At 64.6% G+C, this 15730-nt stretch carries 12 protein-coding genes and 2 tRNA genes; 8 read left to right on the forward strand and 6 right to left on the reverse strand.

Translation table 11 applies throughout. The features are described from left to right. The first annotated feature begins 232 nt into the window (after nt 1–232). The 6 genes from FKZ61_RS16610 (at nt 233) to FKZ61_RS16635 (ending at nt 3823) form a co-directional block, all read left to right on the forward strand. On the forward strand, nt 233–1189 hold the full coding sequence (locus FKZ61_RS16610) for an ABC transporter ATP-binding protein (RefSeq protein ID WP_229964293.1): 957 nt from the start codon (nt 233–235) through the stop codon (nt 1187–1189). Continuing rightward, entirely contained in the window at nt 1186–2007 is an 822-nt protein-coding gene (locus FKZ61_RS16615; protein ID WP_141611253.1) for an ABC transporter permease subunit, read from the forward strand. Before FKZ61_RS16610 ends, FKZ61_RS16615 begins: the two co-directional genes overlap by 4 nt. Nucleotides 2008–2171: 164 nt before the next feature. Beyond that, nucleotides 2172–2531 (forward strand): hypothetical protein, encoded by a 360-nt coding sequence (locus FKZ61_RS16620; protein ID WP_141611254.1) that lies wholly within the window; start codon nt 2172–2174, stop codon nt 2529–2531. Further along, nucleotides 2528–3517 (forward strand): sodium:calcium antiporter, encoded by a 990-nt coding sequence (locus FKZ61_RS16625; RefSeq protein ID WP_141611255.1) that lies wholly within the window; start codon nt 2528–2530, stop codon nt 3515–3517. Before FKZ61_RS16620 ends, FKZ61_RS16625 begins: the two co-directional genes overlap by 4 nt. A gap of 113 nt (nt 3518–3630) precedes the next feature. Next, nucleotides 3631–3702 (forward strand) — tRNA-Met (locus tag FKZ61_RS16630). Between the two features lie 44 nt (nt 3703–3746). Continuing rightward, nucleotides 3747–3823: transfer RNA gene (locus tag FKZ61_RS16635), tRNA-Met, on the forward strand. Between the two features lie 110 nt (nt 3824–3933). Here the strand turns inward: FKZ61_RS16635 and FKZ61_RS16640 are convergent. The 6 genes from FKZ61_RS16640 to FKZ61_RS16665 form a co-directional block, all read right to left on the reverse strand. Continuing rightward, a complete protein-coding gene (locus FKZ61_RS16640) occupies nt 3934–4965 on the reverse strand; it encodes an NADP-dependent oxidoreductase (protein ID WP_141611286.1) in 1032 nt (343 codons plus the stop codon). A 236-nt stretch (nt 4966–5201) separates the two neighbouring features. After that, a complete protein-coding gene (locus FKZ61_RS16645) occupies nt 5202–7475 on the reverse strand; it encodes a polyamine aminopropyltransferase (protein ID WP_141611256.1) in 2274 nt (757 codons plus the stop codon). Between the two features lie 4 nt (nt 7476–7479). Further along, a complete protein-coding gene (locus FKZ61_RS16650) occupies nt 7480–8379 on the reverse strand; it encodes a carbohydrate ABC transporter permease (RefSeq protein WP_141611257.1) in 900 nt (299 codons plus the stop codon). Between the two features lie 2 nt (nt 8380–8381). Further along, nucleotides 8382–9332 carry a carbohydrate ABC transporter permease gene (locus tag FKZ61_RS16655; RefSeq protein ID WP_141611258.1) on the reverse strand — a complete coding sequence of 317 codons (951 nt, stop codon included), beginning with the start codon at nt 9330–9332 and terminating at the stop codon, nt 8382–8384. Between the two features lie 84 nt (nt 9333–9416). After that, entirely contained in the window at nt 9417–10781 is a 1365-nt protein-coding gene (locus FKZ61_RS16660) for an ABC transporter substrate-binding protein (RefSeq protein ID WP_141611259.1), read from the reverse strand. A 144-nt stretch (nt 10782–10925) separates the two neighbouring features. After that, entirely contained in the window at nt 10926–11963 is a 1038-nt protein-coding gene (locus tag FKZ61_RS16665; protein ID WP_141611260.1) for a LacI family DNA-binding transcriptional regulator, read from the reverse strand. Between the two features lie 345 nt (nt 11964–12308). Here FKZ61_RS16665 and FKZ61_RS16670 point away from each other — a divergent pair, with 345 nt between their 5' ends. Further along, the gene (locus FKZ61_RS16670; protein ID WP_170199855.1) at nt 12309–14873 is read left to right on the forward strand and encodes a helix-turn-helix domain-containing protein; all 2565 of its coding nucleotides are present in this window, start codon (nt 12309–12311) and stop codon (nt 14871–14873) included. A gap of 409 nt (nt 14874–15282) precedes the next feature. Further along, nucleotides 15283–15696: a response regulator gene (locus tag FKZ61_RS16675; RefSeq protein ID WP_141611262.1), complete on the forward strand. Its 414-nt coding sequence runs from the start codon at nt 15283–15285 to the stop codon at nt 15694–15696. Nucleotides 15697–15730 lie beyond the last annotated feature (34 nt).

Raw genomic sequence — 15730 nt, forward strand, 5'->3', positions numbered from 1 at the left:
TCCGGCCATTGAGTTGTAACAACGTCCCGGGGTTTTCTGCCCCGGGACGTTGTCTTGTGGTGCGCAGGTCACGCATCCCTGTGTGGCAGGGGCGCCTGGGGTGCGGGGACGCTTGTCCGGCCGGGAGACCGGACCTGCGGTCTGGTGCGTACCAGGTTATTTTCCATGTTGACGTCGGGGCGTTTCCATGGCAGAGTGAGGGAGCCGTATCGCCCACTTGCTGGAGACAGGGATGACCGCCGTCATTATCGCCCGACAGTTGAGCCGCCGCTTCGGCCACACCCTGGCCGTGGATGCCCTGACTCTGGACGTCCGGCAAGGCGAAATTTTTGGCTTCCTCGGCCACAACGGCGCGGGAAAGACCACCACCGTGCGCCTGTTGAACGGCCTGCTGCCTCCCAGCGCGGGCCAGGTGAAGGTGTTGGGCCTGGACCCCGTGGCCGAGGGGCCGGCCCTGCGCCGCCACACGGGCGTCCTCACCGAGACCACCTCCCTGGACGAACGCCTGAGCGCCTGGGACAACCTGACCATCTACGCGGATCTCTATGCCGTGCCCCGGCGCCAGGTTCGGGCGCGGGTGGAAGAGCTGCTGGCCACCTTTGGCCTGGCCGGCCGGGAGCATGAACGGGTGGGCAGCTTTAGCAAGGGTATGAAGCAGCGGCTGGCCCTGGCCCGGGCCCTGCTCCACCGGCCGGAGCTCCTCTTCCTGGACGAGCCGGCCGCCGGCCTGGATCCGGTGGCCACCCGCCAGCTCCACGAGTTGGTCCTCCACTTGAGCCGGGCGGAAGGGTGCACCGTCTTCCTCTGCACCCACAACCTGGCCGAAGCCCAGAAGCTCTGTGACCGGGTGGCAGTCCTGCGGCAGGGACGGCTGCTGGCCCTGGGGACGCCGACCGAACTGGCGCGCCAGGTGGTGCGTGGCCAGCGCCTGGAGATCGAAACCGAGGCGGAGGCCCTGCCCACGGCCCTGGCCGTCCTGCAGGGGCTGCCCTACGTGGCCGAGATCCACCACAACGGCGACGTGTTGCAGCTGGCCGGCGTGGAGCGGGAGTCGGTGCCCGGGCTGGTGGCCAGCCTGACCCGGGAGCAGGTGCCCATCTATCGCATCATGTACCAGGAGCCTACCCTGGAGGACGTCTACTTCGCCCTCCACGATGAGGCCCATGGGGCATCGGAGGAGTCGCCATGAACTGGCGTGCCATCTGGGCCATTGTCCGCAAAGACCTGAAAATTGTCCGCCAGAGCAAAGGGGTGATCATCCCCCTGACCGTGGTGCCGTTGATCCTGATGGTGCTGGTGCCGGCCCTGGCGGCCTCCCTGCCCTGGCTGGCCCAGATTCCGGGCAATGAGCAGGCCTTGCGCATGGAGCGCTACATCCAACAGATGCCTGACAATTTGCGGGTGCCGCTGCTGGCCTACAATGAAACCCAGCGGGCGGTGGTCTTGCTGGTGGTCTACTATCTGGCGCCCATGTACCTGGTGTTACCCTTGATGGTGGCCAGCGTGGTGGCGGCCGACAGCTTTGCCGGCGAAAAGGAGCGCAAGACCCTGGAGGCCTTGCTCTATACGCCCACCACCGACCGGGAGCTCTTCGTGGCCAAGCTCTTGGCCGCCTGGATTCCGGCGGTGGCCATCGCCTGGATCGGGTTCGCCCTCTACAGCGTGGTGGTCAACTGGGCTGCCTGGCCCGCCATGCAGCAGATCTTTTTCCCCAACGCCATGTGGTGGGTGCTGGCCCTCTGGGTGGCGCCGGCCGTGGCCGGGATGGGCCTGGGCTTTACCGTCATGATCTCGGTGCAGGTGGAGACCTTTCAGGAGGCATACCAGTTGGGTGGCGTGATCGTCATCCCCATCATCGGCCTGATCGTGGGACAGGCCGCCGGCCTCCTCTATTTCAGCCCCATCCCAGTTTTCATCCTGGGCATCGCCTTTTGGACCATCGACGCGGGGTTGATCTGGTTTGGCGGCCGCTCGTTCCAGCGCAGCGAACTGGCCCAGCAGATTTAAGCCCAAGGCTGAGCAGTTACATGGAAAGATAGCATAGCAAATTCCGGCAGAAATTCGCCGATCGTATCCACCGGAGATAGCGCGCTCAGAGGACACCCGGAATTTCTGCCGTGGTATTTACGCCGGACTGTAATAGCAATGTCAACGGGGAGGTAGCCGTGCACATGGTTATGTGTGTTCTGGATGACCCGGATCAACTGGATCCGGTCCTGGATGCCTGGCACGCCCTGGGCGTCGGCGGGGTGACCATCGTGGAGAGCAGCGGCCTCCATCGTCGCCGGGTGCAGGTGCTGGGCGCCCGCTACACCTTCGGCTTTCCCGTCCTGGCCGAGCGCATTCAGCAGGGCCACTACACCCTCTTCACCGTGGTGCCCGACCTGGAGACGGTGCGTCACTGTCTGCGGGCCGTGGAGCAGATCGTGGGGGATCTGGAGGCCCCCAACACAGGCATCCTGGCGGCGTGGGAGCTCTCCCTCTTCAAGGGGACCGTCCATCCTGACTCCACGCCGGAGGCCGATGCATGATCTGGGTAACCTTTTTTGTCAGCGCGGCCATCGTGGTGGTGGCCGCCCAGAAGCTGGCCCAATACGGGGATGTCATCGCCATCCGCACCCGCCTGGGGGGCATGTTCATCGGCACTTTGCTCCTGGCTGCGGCCACCTCCCTGCCGGAACTGCTGACGACCATCAGCGCCATCAACCAGACGGTGCCCGACCTGGCCGCGGGCAACATCTTCGGAAGCTGCATGTTTAACATGTTCATGTTGGGCGTCCTGGATCTGGTGGTGCGGCGGGGGCGTATCCTGCGCGTGGTACTGCGCAACCATGCCATCAGCGGTGGGTTGGCTGTTCTGCTGGGCAGCCTGTCGGTTTTCTTCATCCTGGCCAAGTTACCCTGGGCCGTGGGCTGGATTGGGCTGGATAGCCTCACCCTGATAGCGGTCTACGTGGGTGGCGTCTGGCTGCTCAACAGCAACAACCCGGGTATCAGCGCGGAGGCCGAACTGGACGCCGGTCAGGCCGGCCTGCCCAGCCTGACCTGGTCCATCGCAGGTTTTCTGGTGGCCACAGGCGTGTTGGTGGTGGTGACACCCTGGCTGGTGAGCAGCTCCAAGGGCATTGCCGAGGCCACGGGCATCAGCACCGGTTTCGTGGGTGCAGCCCTGGTGGCCATTGTGACCTCTCTGCCGGAGCTGGTGACTACCATCGCGGCCGCCCGCATCGGCGCCTTCGACCTGGCCATCGGCAACCTCTTCGGCAGCAACTGCTTCAACATTTTTGCCCTGGGGCTGACCGATTTCTTCTACACCCAGGGAACCTTTCTGGCGGATATCGATTCCACCATGACCCTGGCCGCGGTTTTGGGGGTGACCCTGACCGCCCTGGGGCTCTTCGGCAACGTGGCCCGCATCGAGCGCCGGCTCCTTTTTATCGAAGTGGACGCCCTGCTGATCTTTGTGCTTTACGGGTTGGGCATGTGGCTGCTCTACACCCGGGGGCTGATGGCGTAGGGGCGGGCCTTCTGGCGTCCTGTCCGATGTGGACCGACGAAGGTGAAATAGATTCGGTGGAATTGAAATTTGACCGGAGGGTGGAGGTATGTTATAGTATTGACCGTAAGCGACGCGGGGTAGAGCAGAGGTAGCTCGTCGGGCTCATAACCCGGAGGTCGTAGGTTCGAATCCTACCCCCGCTACTCGGAGAGAAGCCGCTGGCCAATTTGGCCGGCGGCTTCCATCTGGCGACGTAGCTCAGGCGGTTAGAGCGAGGGCTTCATAATCCCTAGGTCGGTGGTTCAAGTCCACCCGTCGCCACCACATACCAGCCCCGTTGGTTTGTCCCACAGACGATAACCTGGATCAAACATCGGCCGAAGCGGGCGGGAGGGCATGGCCCTCCCAGCCATGGCTTCGGCTTCCGTTTGCCCCTATACGGCGGGGTCTGGCCCGATCTTGACCAGCATCTTGCCGAAATTTTCGCCCTGGAACAGGCCGATGAAGGCCTTGGGGGCGTTCTCGATTCCCTCCACCACCGTCTCCTGCCAGCGGACACGCCCCTCCTGAATCCAGCGGGACATATCCTGCAGGAACGCTTCCCGCCGGTCCCAGTGGTCGCTGACGATGAACCCTTGGATGGTCAGCCGCTGGCCCACCACCCGGAAGAGGTTCCGGGGCGCGCAGACCGGCTCGGTGGCGTTGTAGACCGAGATCATGCCACATGCCACGATGCGGCCGTGTTGGTTCATGTGATCCAGGGCCGCTTCCAGGTGATCTCCCCCCACATTGTCGAAGTAGACGTCGATCCCATCCGGGCAGCGCCGCGCCAATTCGGACGACAGATCCGCCACGGTCTTGTAGTTGAAGGCGCTGTCCACGCCAGCTTCGTTGAGCAGCCAGGCCACCTTCGCGTCCGAGCCGGCGCTGCCCACCACCCGGCAGCCCTGGATCTTTGCAATCTGGCAGACTATGGAACCCACGGCGCCCGCCGCTGCAGACACAAAGACCGTCTCCCCGGGGCGGGGACGGCCAATATCCAGCAGGCCCACGTAGGCGGTCATCCCCGGCATGCCCATCACGCCCAGGTAAGCCTGGATGGGCGCCAGGCCGGGCTCGACGGGGGTGAGCTGGTCCGGGCGCGCGACGAAATATTCCCGCCATCCCTGGTTGCCCAACACGTAGGCGCCCACCTGAAGCTCCGGGCTGTTGGACTGGATCACCTGGCCCACGCAGCCGCCCTGCATCACTTCGCCCACCTGCCAGGGAGCGGCGTAGCTGGGGCCTTCCCGCATCCGTCCCCGCATGTACGGATCCACCGACATGTAGATGTTCCGCACCAACACTTCCCCAGGGCCGGGCGTTGGCACCGGGACTTCTACCAGTTCGAAGTTGGACTCCTCAGGCAGCCCCTGGGGCCGGGAACGAAGGTGCACTTCTCGGCCGGTCCGGGGCATCTTTGCCATATCCACGGTCTCTTCTCCTTACTCATGTCCTTATTCATGAAAGCAATCTATGACTCCCCTGCAAAAAGGGCATTTTTGAACGCAAAGGTGCAAAGAAACGCGGGGGAGAGTACCCCGAATCAGCGTTCATCTGCGTGGGTCAGCGTCCTCATTTGACCTTTGTGCAGTAGAGTCATCTATACACCCCGCATGGCGAAAATCAGGATACCAGATTTTGCCCGGGAAAGCATCTGGAGTCAGGTCAGGGATTTCAGGCCCCGCCAGGCTAGCAGGGCCAGGGCTGCATAGAGCCCGGCGCCGGCGGCCAGTGCACTGCCAAATCCCCACGTCATGGCCAGGGCTACCGCCACCGCCGAACCTACGACCGAAAAGGCGCCGTTGACCCCCCACAACAGGGCCACGTGGGCGGCGTCCTTCCTGGCCCCCTGGCCGACCAGTCGCAGCAGGCTGGGAAAGGGGATGCCCATGGCCAGGCCCAGGGGAGCGGTGAAGAGGATGACCACCCCCAGCCGGAGGGCCAGCGGCCCATGCAAGACAGCCTGAACCAGATCGGGCAACAGCCCTGCGGCCAGCAGCCCGCCGGCCACACATCCCAGGGCCGCGGCCACCATCCCGGCCCGCAGCCGGCCCGCGTGCCAACGCTGGCTGAGTCCGCTGCCCAGGCCACCGGCCAACAGCAGCGTACCCAACACCACGGCCAGGGAGAGGATCGGCTGACCCAACAGCAGCTGAAAGCGCTGGATCAAGGGGATCTCCACCAGCATGAAGCCGGCACCGAGCAGCGCGGCACTGGTCAAAGAAGCCACACCACGCCCACTCCGCTGGAGCAGCCAGAGCCCAGCAAGCAGGAAGGTGCAGGCCAATCCCCCGGCGACCCCCAGAAGCTGGCGGATGGGCGGGGGCAGACCGGGCTCCAATTTGAAGAAAAAGGGCCGATCGTCTACTGTGGACCCCAGGTCATAGGGTGCATCCGCCTGGATGAACTGGTCCAGCCCCATGCCCTGGCGAAGGGAGGCGAAGGCCACTTCATAAATACCGGGTGCAAAGAGGGGCTGCATCTGCCGCTGCCGGGCTTCGTCTGTCAAGGTGGCCAGGGCAGCCGGCGACAGGGGCTCCTTACCCACCAGTAGCACACTGGTGCGCAGGGTCGGATCCGCTGCCGGAACCATCCACAGGGCCAGGTGATCCAGGCCCCGGTCAGGGGGCACGCCCATCCTGTCCAGGGCGGCCAGCGCAGTGAGGGCCGCGCGGCTGCCTTCCAGCGCGTTGTGGGAGACCACAGCCAGGTAACCGCCTGGCGTCAGCCGCTCCAGATAGGTCTGAAAGGCCTGCCGGGTGAACACATAGTTTTCCACCAGGGCCTGGCCGGCCGGGTCCGCAGCCTGGGTGTAGACCAAATTCAGGTAAATCAGGTCAAAGGCTTGCCGGCTGCGCTGGACAAAAGTGCGGGCGTCCCCCACCACCAGCGAAACATCGGGATGATCCAGGATGTGGCCGTTGAACGCAGCGAAGTGACGGGTGGCCGTGACCACGGCCGGGTTCACCTCCAGCGCCGTGATGGAGGTCGCCCCTGCCAGCAGGGCCATCAGGATGTCCTTGCCCGCGCCTGCACCCACCACCAGGGTGTGGCCCGGGGGGACCACGGCAAAGGGGATGAAGGCGGGCTCTTCCTGCAGAAACGCCACGGCTTCCAGGTGGCCGTCAAAACGGATCATGGCGCTGCCCGCACCGCCATCGGTGAAGACGAACTTGATGTCCGGATCCCGCTGTTCCACCACATCGACCCGGGCGAAGGGGCTCCAGGCGGTGTACACCACCTGGGCGTCCAGGCGCTCATCTTGCAGCACGGTCACCAGGGTCTTGTCCCGGGGGGCGTCCACCAGGCGGGCCGGATCCAGGGCTGGCCCACCCCGGGTGACATGGGCCAAGCCCACGGCCACCCCTGCCACGGCCAATATCGCCGCTGCCAGGGGCAGAGACCATGGGGCAGGATGCATACCCGGCGGACGGGGAAACAGCAGGGCGGCTACGGCCAGAACCGCCCCCAGCAGGAAGAGAAGCCCCTCTGGGCCGCTCCATTGGAGCAGGGTCAGGGCCCCGGCCAGCCCCAGGGCCGCGCCGGCCAGGTCTGCGCCATACAGGCGGCCGCTTTGGCCAGAGTAGCGGCTGAATACCAAAGCCAGGAAAAGGCCGGCGCCGGTGAAGGGCACCAGGCCCACCAGGGCCAGGGGCCATACCGATCCGGCCCAGGGCCAGGCCAACAGGAGGCCAGCCACCAGGAAAAGGCTCAAGGAAAGGCCCAGCAGGACCCCCGTCGGCGACACAGGCGTGGACCTGGCCATCACTCCGTAGCCAACGGCTGCACCCAAGCCAATGCCCAACACGGCCAGGGAGACGGCCAGGAAGGCATAGTGGTACTGAAAGAGAAAGGAAAAGAGCCGGGTCAGGGCGATCTCGTAGGCCAGCCCGGCTGCCGAAACCAGGGCAAGGGAAAGGGAGACACGGCCCATGGGGTCAGCCCTTCAGGCCCGTCATGGCAATTCCTTCCACGAAGGCCCGTTGGGCCACGAAAAAGACCAGGATCACCGGCAGCACCGTCACCACTGAGGCGGCCATCAGCAGGTTCATCTGCACGTTGAACTGGCCATTGAAGTAGGCCAGCCCCACCGCAATGGTGTATTTAGTGGATTCGTTGAGGTAGAGCAGGGGATCCATGAACATGTTCCAGATGTCCTTGAAACTCAGAATGGTGATCACCGCCAGCACCGGCAGGCTCAGGGGCACGATGATCCGGCCGATGATTTGCAGGGTGTTGGCGCCGTCGATCAGGGCTGCCTCTTCCAGCTCCCGGGGGATGGTCATGAAAAACTGGCGCATGAGGAAGATGGCGTAGGCCTCGCCAAACCAGGCAGGGACGATCAGGGGCAAGTAGGTGTTGATCCAGCCCAGCTCGCTGAACAGGATGAAGCGGGGAATCAAGATCACTGCGCTGGGGAGCATCAACGAGGCCAGCAACACGGTGAAGAGAAAGTCCTTACCCGGGGCCTGGAGCCGGGCAAAGCCGTACGCCACCAGCACGCAGGAAAGGAGCCGTCCGCTGATCATCCCCACTTCCAGGATCATGGTGTTGATGAAGAAGCGGTCGAAAGGCAGGAGGGGATTGCCCAGGGCCTCCCGAAAGTTCTCCCAGCGAATGGGATCCGGCAGCCACTGGGGCGGCCAGATGAAGATCTGATGTTCGGGCTTGAGGGCCGAGGTCACCATCCAAAAGAAGGGAAAGATGAAGAGGAGACTCAGCACAGCCAGCAGCAAGTAGACGACCCCATGGTGGATCCACATCTGAAAACGACGAGACTGCCACCAGGGCAGGCGGCCGGCCCCGGTCCGGGAGAGGGTGGTGGTCGACGTGGCCATGGCTACCTCCTTTCCGACTCGTAGTAGACCCAGAGGCTGGACGAGCGCACGATGGCCAGGGTCAGCACAAAGATGATGGCGAACAGGATCCAGGCCAGGGCGGTGGCATAGCCCATGTTGGCGATGTTGAAGGCCTCGTTGTAGACGTTGAGCATGTAGAGCAGGGTGGACTTGGCCGGGCCGCCCAGGGTGCCGGCCCGGGCTGTGGAGATGACAAAGGCGGCATCGAAGGATTGAAAGGCGCCGATGACGGACATCACAAAGTTGAAGAAGGTGGTGGCGCTGAGCATGGGCAGGGTGATGCGGAAGAAGCGGGCCAGGCGCCCGGCGCCGTCGATCTCCGCGGCCTCGTAGAGGGAGCGAGGAATGCCCTTCAGGCCGGCCAGGAAGATGAGCATCTCGCCGCCCACGTTCCAGACGCTCATGATGATTAGCCCCCAGAGGGCGTAGTTGGGGTCGCTGAACCAGCGGGGCCCCTGGATGCCCAGTAGCCCCAGGGCACCGTTCACCGGGCCAAAGCGCGGGTTCAAGATCCAGGTCCAGAGGACGGCGGCAGCCACGCTGGCCACCACCGCCGGCAGATAGAAGACCGTGCGGAAGAAATCCACCCCCCAGGTGGCCTCGTTGAGCAGGATGGCCAGGAACAGGGCGGTGATCATCCGCAGGGGGATGCTGAAGAGGGTGAAGATGGTGGTCACCTTGAGGGACTGATAGAAGTTGGGGTCATCGGTGAAGATCTTGATGTAGTTTCGCAGGCCCACCCACTCTGGCGCGCTGAGCATGTCCCAGCGGGTGAAGCTGAGGTAGAGGGAAGCCACCATGGGGCCCAGGGTGAAGGCCACAAAGCCAATTACCCAGGGCGCCACGCACAGGTAGAAGATGAGGGCCTCCCGCCGCGCCCGACGGCTGCGACGGCGCGGCCTCTCTGGCGCGGCTGTGGCGGCAGTTACCATGGGTTATACCTCCATTGAACTTGGACAGGGCGCAGGATGCAGGGTGAAGCCAGAAAACAGCTTCACCCTGCATCCTGTCACACGTTACTCTGCGGCCAGGCAGGCTTCCGCCGAGGCGGCGACCGCATCCATGGCCTCCTGCACGCTAATGTCCTCCAGGAAGACCCGTTCCAGTTGCTCCTTGAAGGGGGTCTCCACACATTCCTGGAAGCGCGGGTTGGTGAATTCCGGCAGGGGGCGCACATTCTCCAGGTCGGCGATGATGGGGGCGTTGTACTCGTCGGTGTCCAGGTGTTGGCTTTCGGCGATGGCCCGCACGGCGGTGAAGGCGTAGTTGGCGAATTCCTTGGCGCCGTCACCCGCGGCGATGTACTTGAGGAAGTCCCAGGCGGTTTCCTTGTTCTCGCTGGCCTTGTTCAGGGCGAAGCCGGCCCAGCAGAGGACATTGGCTTTGCCGGCGGGGCCGGTGGGCAGGCCGGAGACGCCGAAGTTCAGGGACTCGTTGGCCAGGTAATCTTTGAGGGGCCAGCGACCCGTCCACACCATGGCCACCATGCCGTTCTGGAACAGGTCCACGCCGGCCAGGGCTTCCAGGTCGGCGTTGTCCGGGGCCACGCCATGCTCCTTGAACAGGGCCACATACCATTCCAGGGCCGCCACTGTTTCCGGACTGTTGATGTGCCCCTGGACGGTGGTGCCATCCTCGCTGATGACCGAGCCGCCTCCCTGGTAGATGATGGGCAGGATGCCCCGCAGCCAGTAAAGGTCGCCCCAGGTGTCCGGGAGCTGAATGCCCCAACGGGTCACCTGGCCGCTGTCGTCCCGCACGGTGAGGGCCTGGGCCGCGGTCAGCAGATCATCCCAGGTCCACGCCGTGGTGGGATAGTCCAGTCCCGCTTCGTCGAACAGGTCCTTGTTGTAGTAGAGCACCAGAGGGCTGTAATCCTTGGTCAGGTAGTAGACCTGGCCGTTTACGATGCCGAACTGGGCCACGTTGGGGAAGAAGACGTCCATGTCCAGGGGGTTGTTGCCGTTGATGTAGGGTTCCAGGGGTTCCACCACATCTCGGGCCACGAACTTGGCCACATCCCCGTCGCCCACCTGGAAGATGTCGGGCGCGGTGCCGGCGGCCAGTTGGGCCAGCAGCTTGGTGCCATATTCCTGGGGCACCGCCTCCAGCTGGATGTCCACATTGGGGTTGGCGGATTCGTAGGCGGCGATGGCATTGTTGAAGGGCTCCAGCGCTTCGCCGCTGTCCCAGCTGCCGATGCGTACCGTGGTCCTGGGCCCCTGGGCTGCCCCGGCTTCTGAGGCGCTTCCCGCCTGGCCGCCCTGGGGGGCAGGCCCTCCAGCCGGAACGCAGGCGGCAGCTACCAACAGCACGGCCAATAGCAGGCTCATCATGGCCCAGAAGTTACAAACTCCCGAGCGCTTTCCGAATTTCAACATGGTCCAGGCTCCTTTCTGTTGAAGGGGTGTGATACAAGGGTCATTCACCTACTACAGTCTGGCGTCAATACCACGGCAGAAATTCCGGGTGCCCTCTGGGAGCGCTCCCTCTGGTGGAAACCATCGGCGAATTTCTGCCGGGATTTACGACCATGTTCCATGGCGCAGGCTAGACTGGCGCACGATCAGTTCTGGCTGGAGCAGAATGTGCCGCTCGGCCGGTTCTTCCCCCCGAAGGATGGCCACCAGGAGTTGGACGATGCGCTGGCCCACTTCCCAGATGGGCTGGCGCACCGAGGTGAGCGGAGGGCTGAGCAATTGGACGCCGGGTGTATCATCGAAGCCGGTCACCCCAAAGTCCGGGCCCACGGCCAGCCCGGCTTCCTGGGCCGCGCGCATGGCCCCGATGGCCTGCTGGTCATCTACGGCAACCACGGCGGTGGGACGCCGGTCGGCGGGCAGGGCCAGCAGTTCCCGGGTGTGTTGGTAGCCGGTGTTAAAGTGCCCCTCTCCCCGGCGGATCCATTCGTCGCAGATGGGGATGCCCGCCTCGGCCATGGCCTGCAGATAGCCGTTGAAACGGGCTGTGCCGGCCCGGGAATGGTCCGGCCAGGCCAGGAGCGCGATGCGGCGGTGGCCCTGCTCCAACAGGTGGCGGGTGGCCATGCAGGTGCCGGCCCGGCCGTCCACATCCACATAGGGAAAGTCCCAGTCTGGATTGGTGCGGCCGAAGGCCACGAAGGGGAAGCGGGAATCCAGCAGCAGGCGGATGCGGGGATCGTCGTAGTTGGTGGAGGAAAGGATGAAGCCATCCACCCGGCCGGTCACAATGAGCTCCCGGTACTGGGCCACGGCCTCCTGATCTTCCCGGCGCAGGGGGAAGAGGAGCAGGTGGTAGCCGGCCTCCTCGGCGGCCTCCACGGTGCTGGTGAGAAACTTGTCCAGGATGGGGTTCACCTGGTCCGGCGGCATGGGCTTCCAGGAGTAGCCGATGAGAAAGCTGGCCCGTTTGCGCAGGTTGCGGGCCGTCACGTAGGGGCGATAGCCCAGCCGGTTGACCGCGGCCCAGATGCGGGCCGCGGTGGCTTCTGTCACCGAGCCTTTGCCGTTGAGTACCTTGGACACGGTTTGATAGCTGACGCCGGCCTCCCGGGCGACGTCCTTCAGGGTCACGCGTTTCATGGCAACTGAAGATCCCCTGGCGAGCCCCGGTCGGCACGGCTGGTGAAGGGACCGGGGCGCTATGGACAAATTTGGGTATGTCAGACGGTATCGGAACGATGCGTGTTGAGCAGGCGAACTTGAACGGGGTGAACGTCCGGGCTAGGCGAACGTTCGCCTCCTATTGTACACCATGCACGGGCGCGGATCAAGCGGAAATTGAATCTGGGGATGGTTCAAGATCGCCGGTGCAGGATGTAGGGACAAGGCTTGCCCTGTCCGTGACTCCGATAATTGTGAACCATATCCTTGGGGCTGGTAAAAGCCACCTTGACGACACGCCGCCGATTGGCTATGGTTAACGCCATGAACCACACTTTCCTGCGCATTGGATTCGCCATCGAACCAGGCGACCCCTTTTGGGTCCAGGTCCGGGAGGCGGTGGGCCAGCGGGCCGACGCCCTCGGCCTTTCGTTGATTCCCATCCAGGTGCCAGCCCGGGGCGCCACGAGTGAGGCCTGCCTCCATTTTTTGGAAGAATTGAAGGCCCAGGAGATCCAGGCCCTGATCAGCCACGTGCTGCCCGAATCCCTCATGCGGGCCATCCTGGAGAGCGGGCTGCCCCTCATTTGCTCAGAGGACACCTCCCTGCGGCACCCCTTGCTGGTGAGTGTCCATGGTCTGGGCCGGGCCGCCGTCATGGCCGCCGAGTACCTGGTGGGCCGGATCGGCGAGGAGGGCCAGATTTTGATGGTCGGCGGCCGCACGGATCCCGCCCTGACTGCCACCCTGCGCATCGAGGGCTTCCTGGGGGTGATCCGGGCGTACCCGGGCCTGCGCTGCTACCATGTGGGGGACGGTTGGCGCTATGACGAGACCCTGGACCAGTTGCTGGAAGAGGCCGCGGCATGGACTTCCAGGCTGGAGCGCCCCATCCGGGCCATCTTCGGCCTCTCAGACTCCCTGGCCCTGGCTGGCCGGGATGCCTGCCGGAAGCTGGGGCTCCTGGATACCCAGACGGTCATCGTCGGCATCAACGGCGACCCGCTGGCCCTGGCTGCCATCCAGGCCGGCACCATGGATGCCACCATCGCCACCAGCCCCCAGGACCTGGGCTATCGGCTGGCAGACTTCGCCCGGCAGGCCGCGCTCCAGGAGCCATTGCCCCACCATTTCCCCTACTCCTTCGAGCTGGTCACGGCCGCCAACCTCTCCCAGGTGGCTGTGGAGAAGTTGGTCTTCATTGCTGACCTACCCAGCCGGCTGGTGGATGTCAACCGGCAGCAGGAACAGCAGCGCCTGCTCCAGTTGCAGACCAGCCTGGAAATCAACCAGCGGCTTGGTTCCATTTTGGATCCGGACGAACTGCTGGCCGCCATGGCCCAGATATTTCGCTCCCGCTATGGGTTTGACCGGGCCGATTTTTACCTCTGGTCCCACCCCGACCGCACCTTCACCCTGCTGGCCCGCTCCGGGAAGACGGCGGACCCCGTGCCGCTGGCCACCTCTGGCCCCCTGGGCCATGCCCTGCTCAACAACCGGCTGATCTACATTCCGGATACCGGGTCCAGCCCCCGCTACCCACCGGATCTCCGCTGGCCCCACACCCGGACCCGGGTTATCTTGCCCGTTCGGGTGGGGGGGCAGGTCCTGGGCGTGCTGGATCTTCACAGCCAGGTCCGCCGCCTCTGCAACCAGGCGGAGCTGGACGCGCTCCAGACCCTGGCGGATGAGATGGGCATCGGGATGCGCAATGCCCAGCTCTACGCCCAGGCCCTGCAGGCCCGGGCCGAGGCTGTCCAGGCCAGCCTGCTCCGCTCCCGCCTGTTGGCCCGGGTCAGCCAACAATTCCGCGCCCCTTTGAACGTGATCCTGGGCTATTGCCAGGCGGCTCTGGCCAATCCCACCCTGTATGGCGTCCCATTGCCCGATGAACTCCTGCGGGACCTCCGCCACATTGAAGTGAGCGGCGCTGCCCTGCAGCGGCTGGTGAACGATCTGCTGGAGTTGGCCCAGGCGGAGACCGGCACCCTGCGCCTCTATCCAGAAGAGGTGGCTCTGCAGCCCTTCTTGAAAGAGGTCTTTGAATCGGCCAGGCGGATGATGGGGGATGGCCGCACGGTGCGCTGGCGGTTGCAGGTGCCGGCTACCCTGCCCACCCTGTTGGCCGATCCCATCCGCCTGCGGACCATGTTGATGAACCTGTTGGACAACGCCGCCCGTTTCACCGAGCGGGGGCAGATCGTGCTCGGCGCCGACTATTCAGAAACCCGGGTTCATCTGTGGGTCCAGGATACTGGCTGTGGCATGGCGCCAGAGACCCTGGCCCTGGTGCGTCAGCGGGAGCTGTATGGGGCAGGCGAACTGCCGCCTCGGGCGGATGGCAGCCCGGAGGGGGCAGGCCTGGGGCTGGCGGTGGTGCAATATCTGGCGGCCCTGCACCAGGGCGAGTTCCGGATCGAGAGCGAACCGGGGCGAGGAACCACCTGTCACCTCTCCCTGCCCCGCCACGCCGGGCCGGCCCATCCAGAGGAGAGGACAGCCGATCCTGTGACCGGCACACGCCAACGACAGCCACGTCTCTCCCATCAGTTGGTGGACAAAGTGCAGGAGTTCGTCGCCCGCAACTATGCCACCGCCTTTACCCGGGAGGAGATCGCCGCGGCGGTAGGGGTGACGCCCACCTATGTCTCCCGGGTCTTCCGCCAGCAGACGGGCATGGCGCTCTGGGACTACGTCAACGGATACCGGGTGGCCCGGGCGCGGGAACTCCTGGAACATAGCGATCTCACTGTAACGGAGATCGCCTTCACCGTGGGTTTCAACGATTCCTCCTACTTCAGCCGGGTCTTTCGCAAAGAGACCGGCCTCTCGCCGGCTGCCTACCGGGCCTCCCGGGCCAGCACTGCCCTGGCTCCTCCCGGCCGGTGACCAGCGGCGTCCTGGGGTAATCCCTGTCCAGCCCGGGAGGCCGGCTCCCCAACCCCACCCTTTGTTTCTAATTGTCCGTATTGTGTTTCTAATCGTGCACGCCGATTCCAGACTCCCCGTCTATACTGGCGGTACACGCAACAGCCCACATCACCCATCCAAGCCTGGCATCGTCTGACGTCAATTCCGTCTGGAAAATCTGGCGACGCGTACTCGACTGGATTCGCGATCAATTTGGCCGGACCTGCCAGCTCCACCGAAACGGCCCTCCCCGGGGAGTTCGCCAGACCCTGGCGCGCGCCCGACGGCGTCCAGGCGGTGCATCAGTGGGTCTGTCAGGCAGTCGTCCCCCACCTGGGGCGTACCCGTATCCGGGGATCCGGTCGGATTTTTACGAAATGGAAGCGTCGTGGCAGGAGCAGCGATTTCCCTGTTATTGCTCGAACCCGACAGGCCCACCCGCCACCTCTACACGCGGGAGCTCGGCCGTTCCTACCGGGTCATCCCAGTGGAGCGCCTTCCCGAGGCGTTGCAAGTTCTGAGCACCCAGGAGGTGCACGTGGCCGTTTTGGAGCCGGGGACCTTTGGAGACGAGCTCTGGCGGCGGTTGGGGACCCTCCGGGCGCAGCGGCCGGGCGGGCTGCCACCTGTCATCATCTGCAGCGCGATCGATGAGCGCAGCCAGGCCTACCGGGCGGGCGTCTCGGCCTACCTGATCAAGCCGGTGTCTCCCCAGCGCCTGGCGGCGGAAGTGGCCCGTTGGCTGGCAGAAGCCGGCTTTCATGGGGGCAGATCAGATGCGGATCGGACCGAAGGGGAATAAAGGAGGAAATTATGTCGACTCAGGGTTTGGCGTC

The organism is Litorilinea aerophila (assembly GCF_006569185.2).
Lineage (GTDB): Bacteria > Chloroflexota > Anaerolineae > Caldilineales > Caldilineaceae > Litorilinea > Litorilinea aerophila.

Coding starts and splice junctions, on each gene's coding strand:
- FKZ61_RS16610 (WP_229964293.1), top strand. CDS start 233: ATGACCGCCGTCATTATCGCCCGACAGTTGAGCCGCCGCTTCGGCCAC.
- FKZ61_RS16615 (WP_141611253.1), top strand. CDS start 1,186: ATGAACTGGCGTGCCATCTGGGCCATTGTCCGCAAAGACCTGAAAATT.
- FKZ61_RS16620 (WP_141611254.1), top strand. CDS start 2,172: ATGGTTATGTGTGTTCTGGATGACCCGGATCAACTGGATCCGGTCCTG.
- FKZ61_RS16625 (WP_141611255.1), top strand. CDS start 2,528: ATGATCTGGGTAACCTTTTTTGTCAGCGCGGCCATCGTGGTGGTGGCC.
- FKZ61_RS16640 (WP_141611286.1), bottom strand. CDS start 4,965: ATGGCAAAGATGCCCCGGACCGGCCGAGAAGTGCACCTTCGTTCCCGG.
- FKZ61_RS16645 (WP_141611256.1), bottom strand. CDS start 7,475: ATGGGCCGTGTCTCCCTTTCCCTTGCCCTGGTTTCGGCAGCCGGGCTG.
- FKZ61_RS16650 (WP_141611257.1), bottom strand. CDS start 8,379: ATGGCCACGTCGACCACCACCCTCTCCCGGACCGGGGCCGGCCGCCTG.
- FKZ61_RS16655 (WP_141611258.1), bottom strand. CDS start 9,332: ATGGTAACTGCCGCCACAGCCGCGCCAGAGAGGCCGCGCCGTCGCAGC.
- FKZ61_RS16660 (WP_141611259.1), bottom strand. CDS start 10,781: ATGTTGAAATTCGGAAAGCGCTCGGGAGTTTGTAACTTCTGGGCCATG.
- FKZ61_RS16665 (WP_141611260.1), bottom strand. CDS start 11,963: ATGAAACGCGTGACCCTGAAGGACGTCGCCCGGGAGGCCGGCGTCAGC.
- FKZ61_RS16670 (WP_170199855.1), top strand. CDS start 12,309: ATGAACCACACTTTCCTGCGCATTGGATTCGCCATCGAACCAGGCGAC.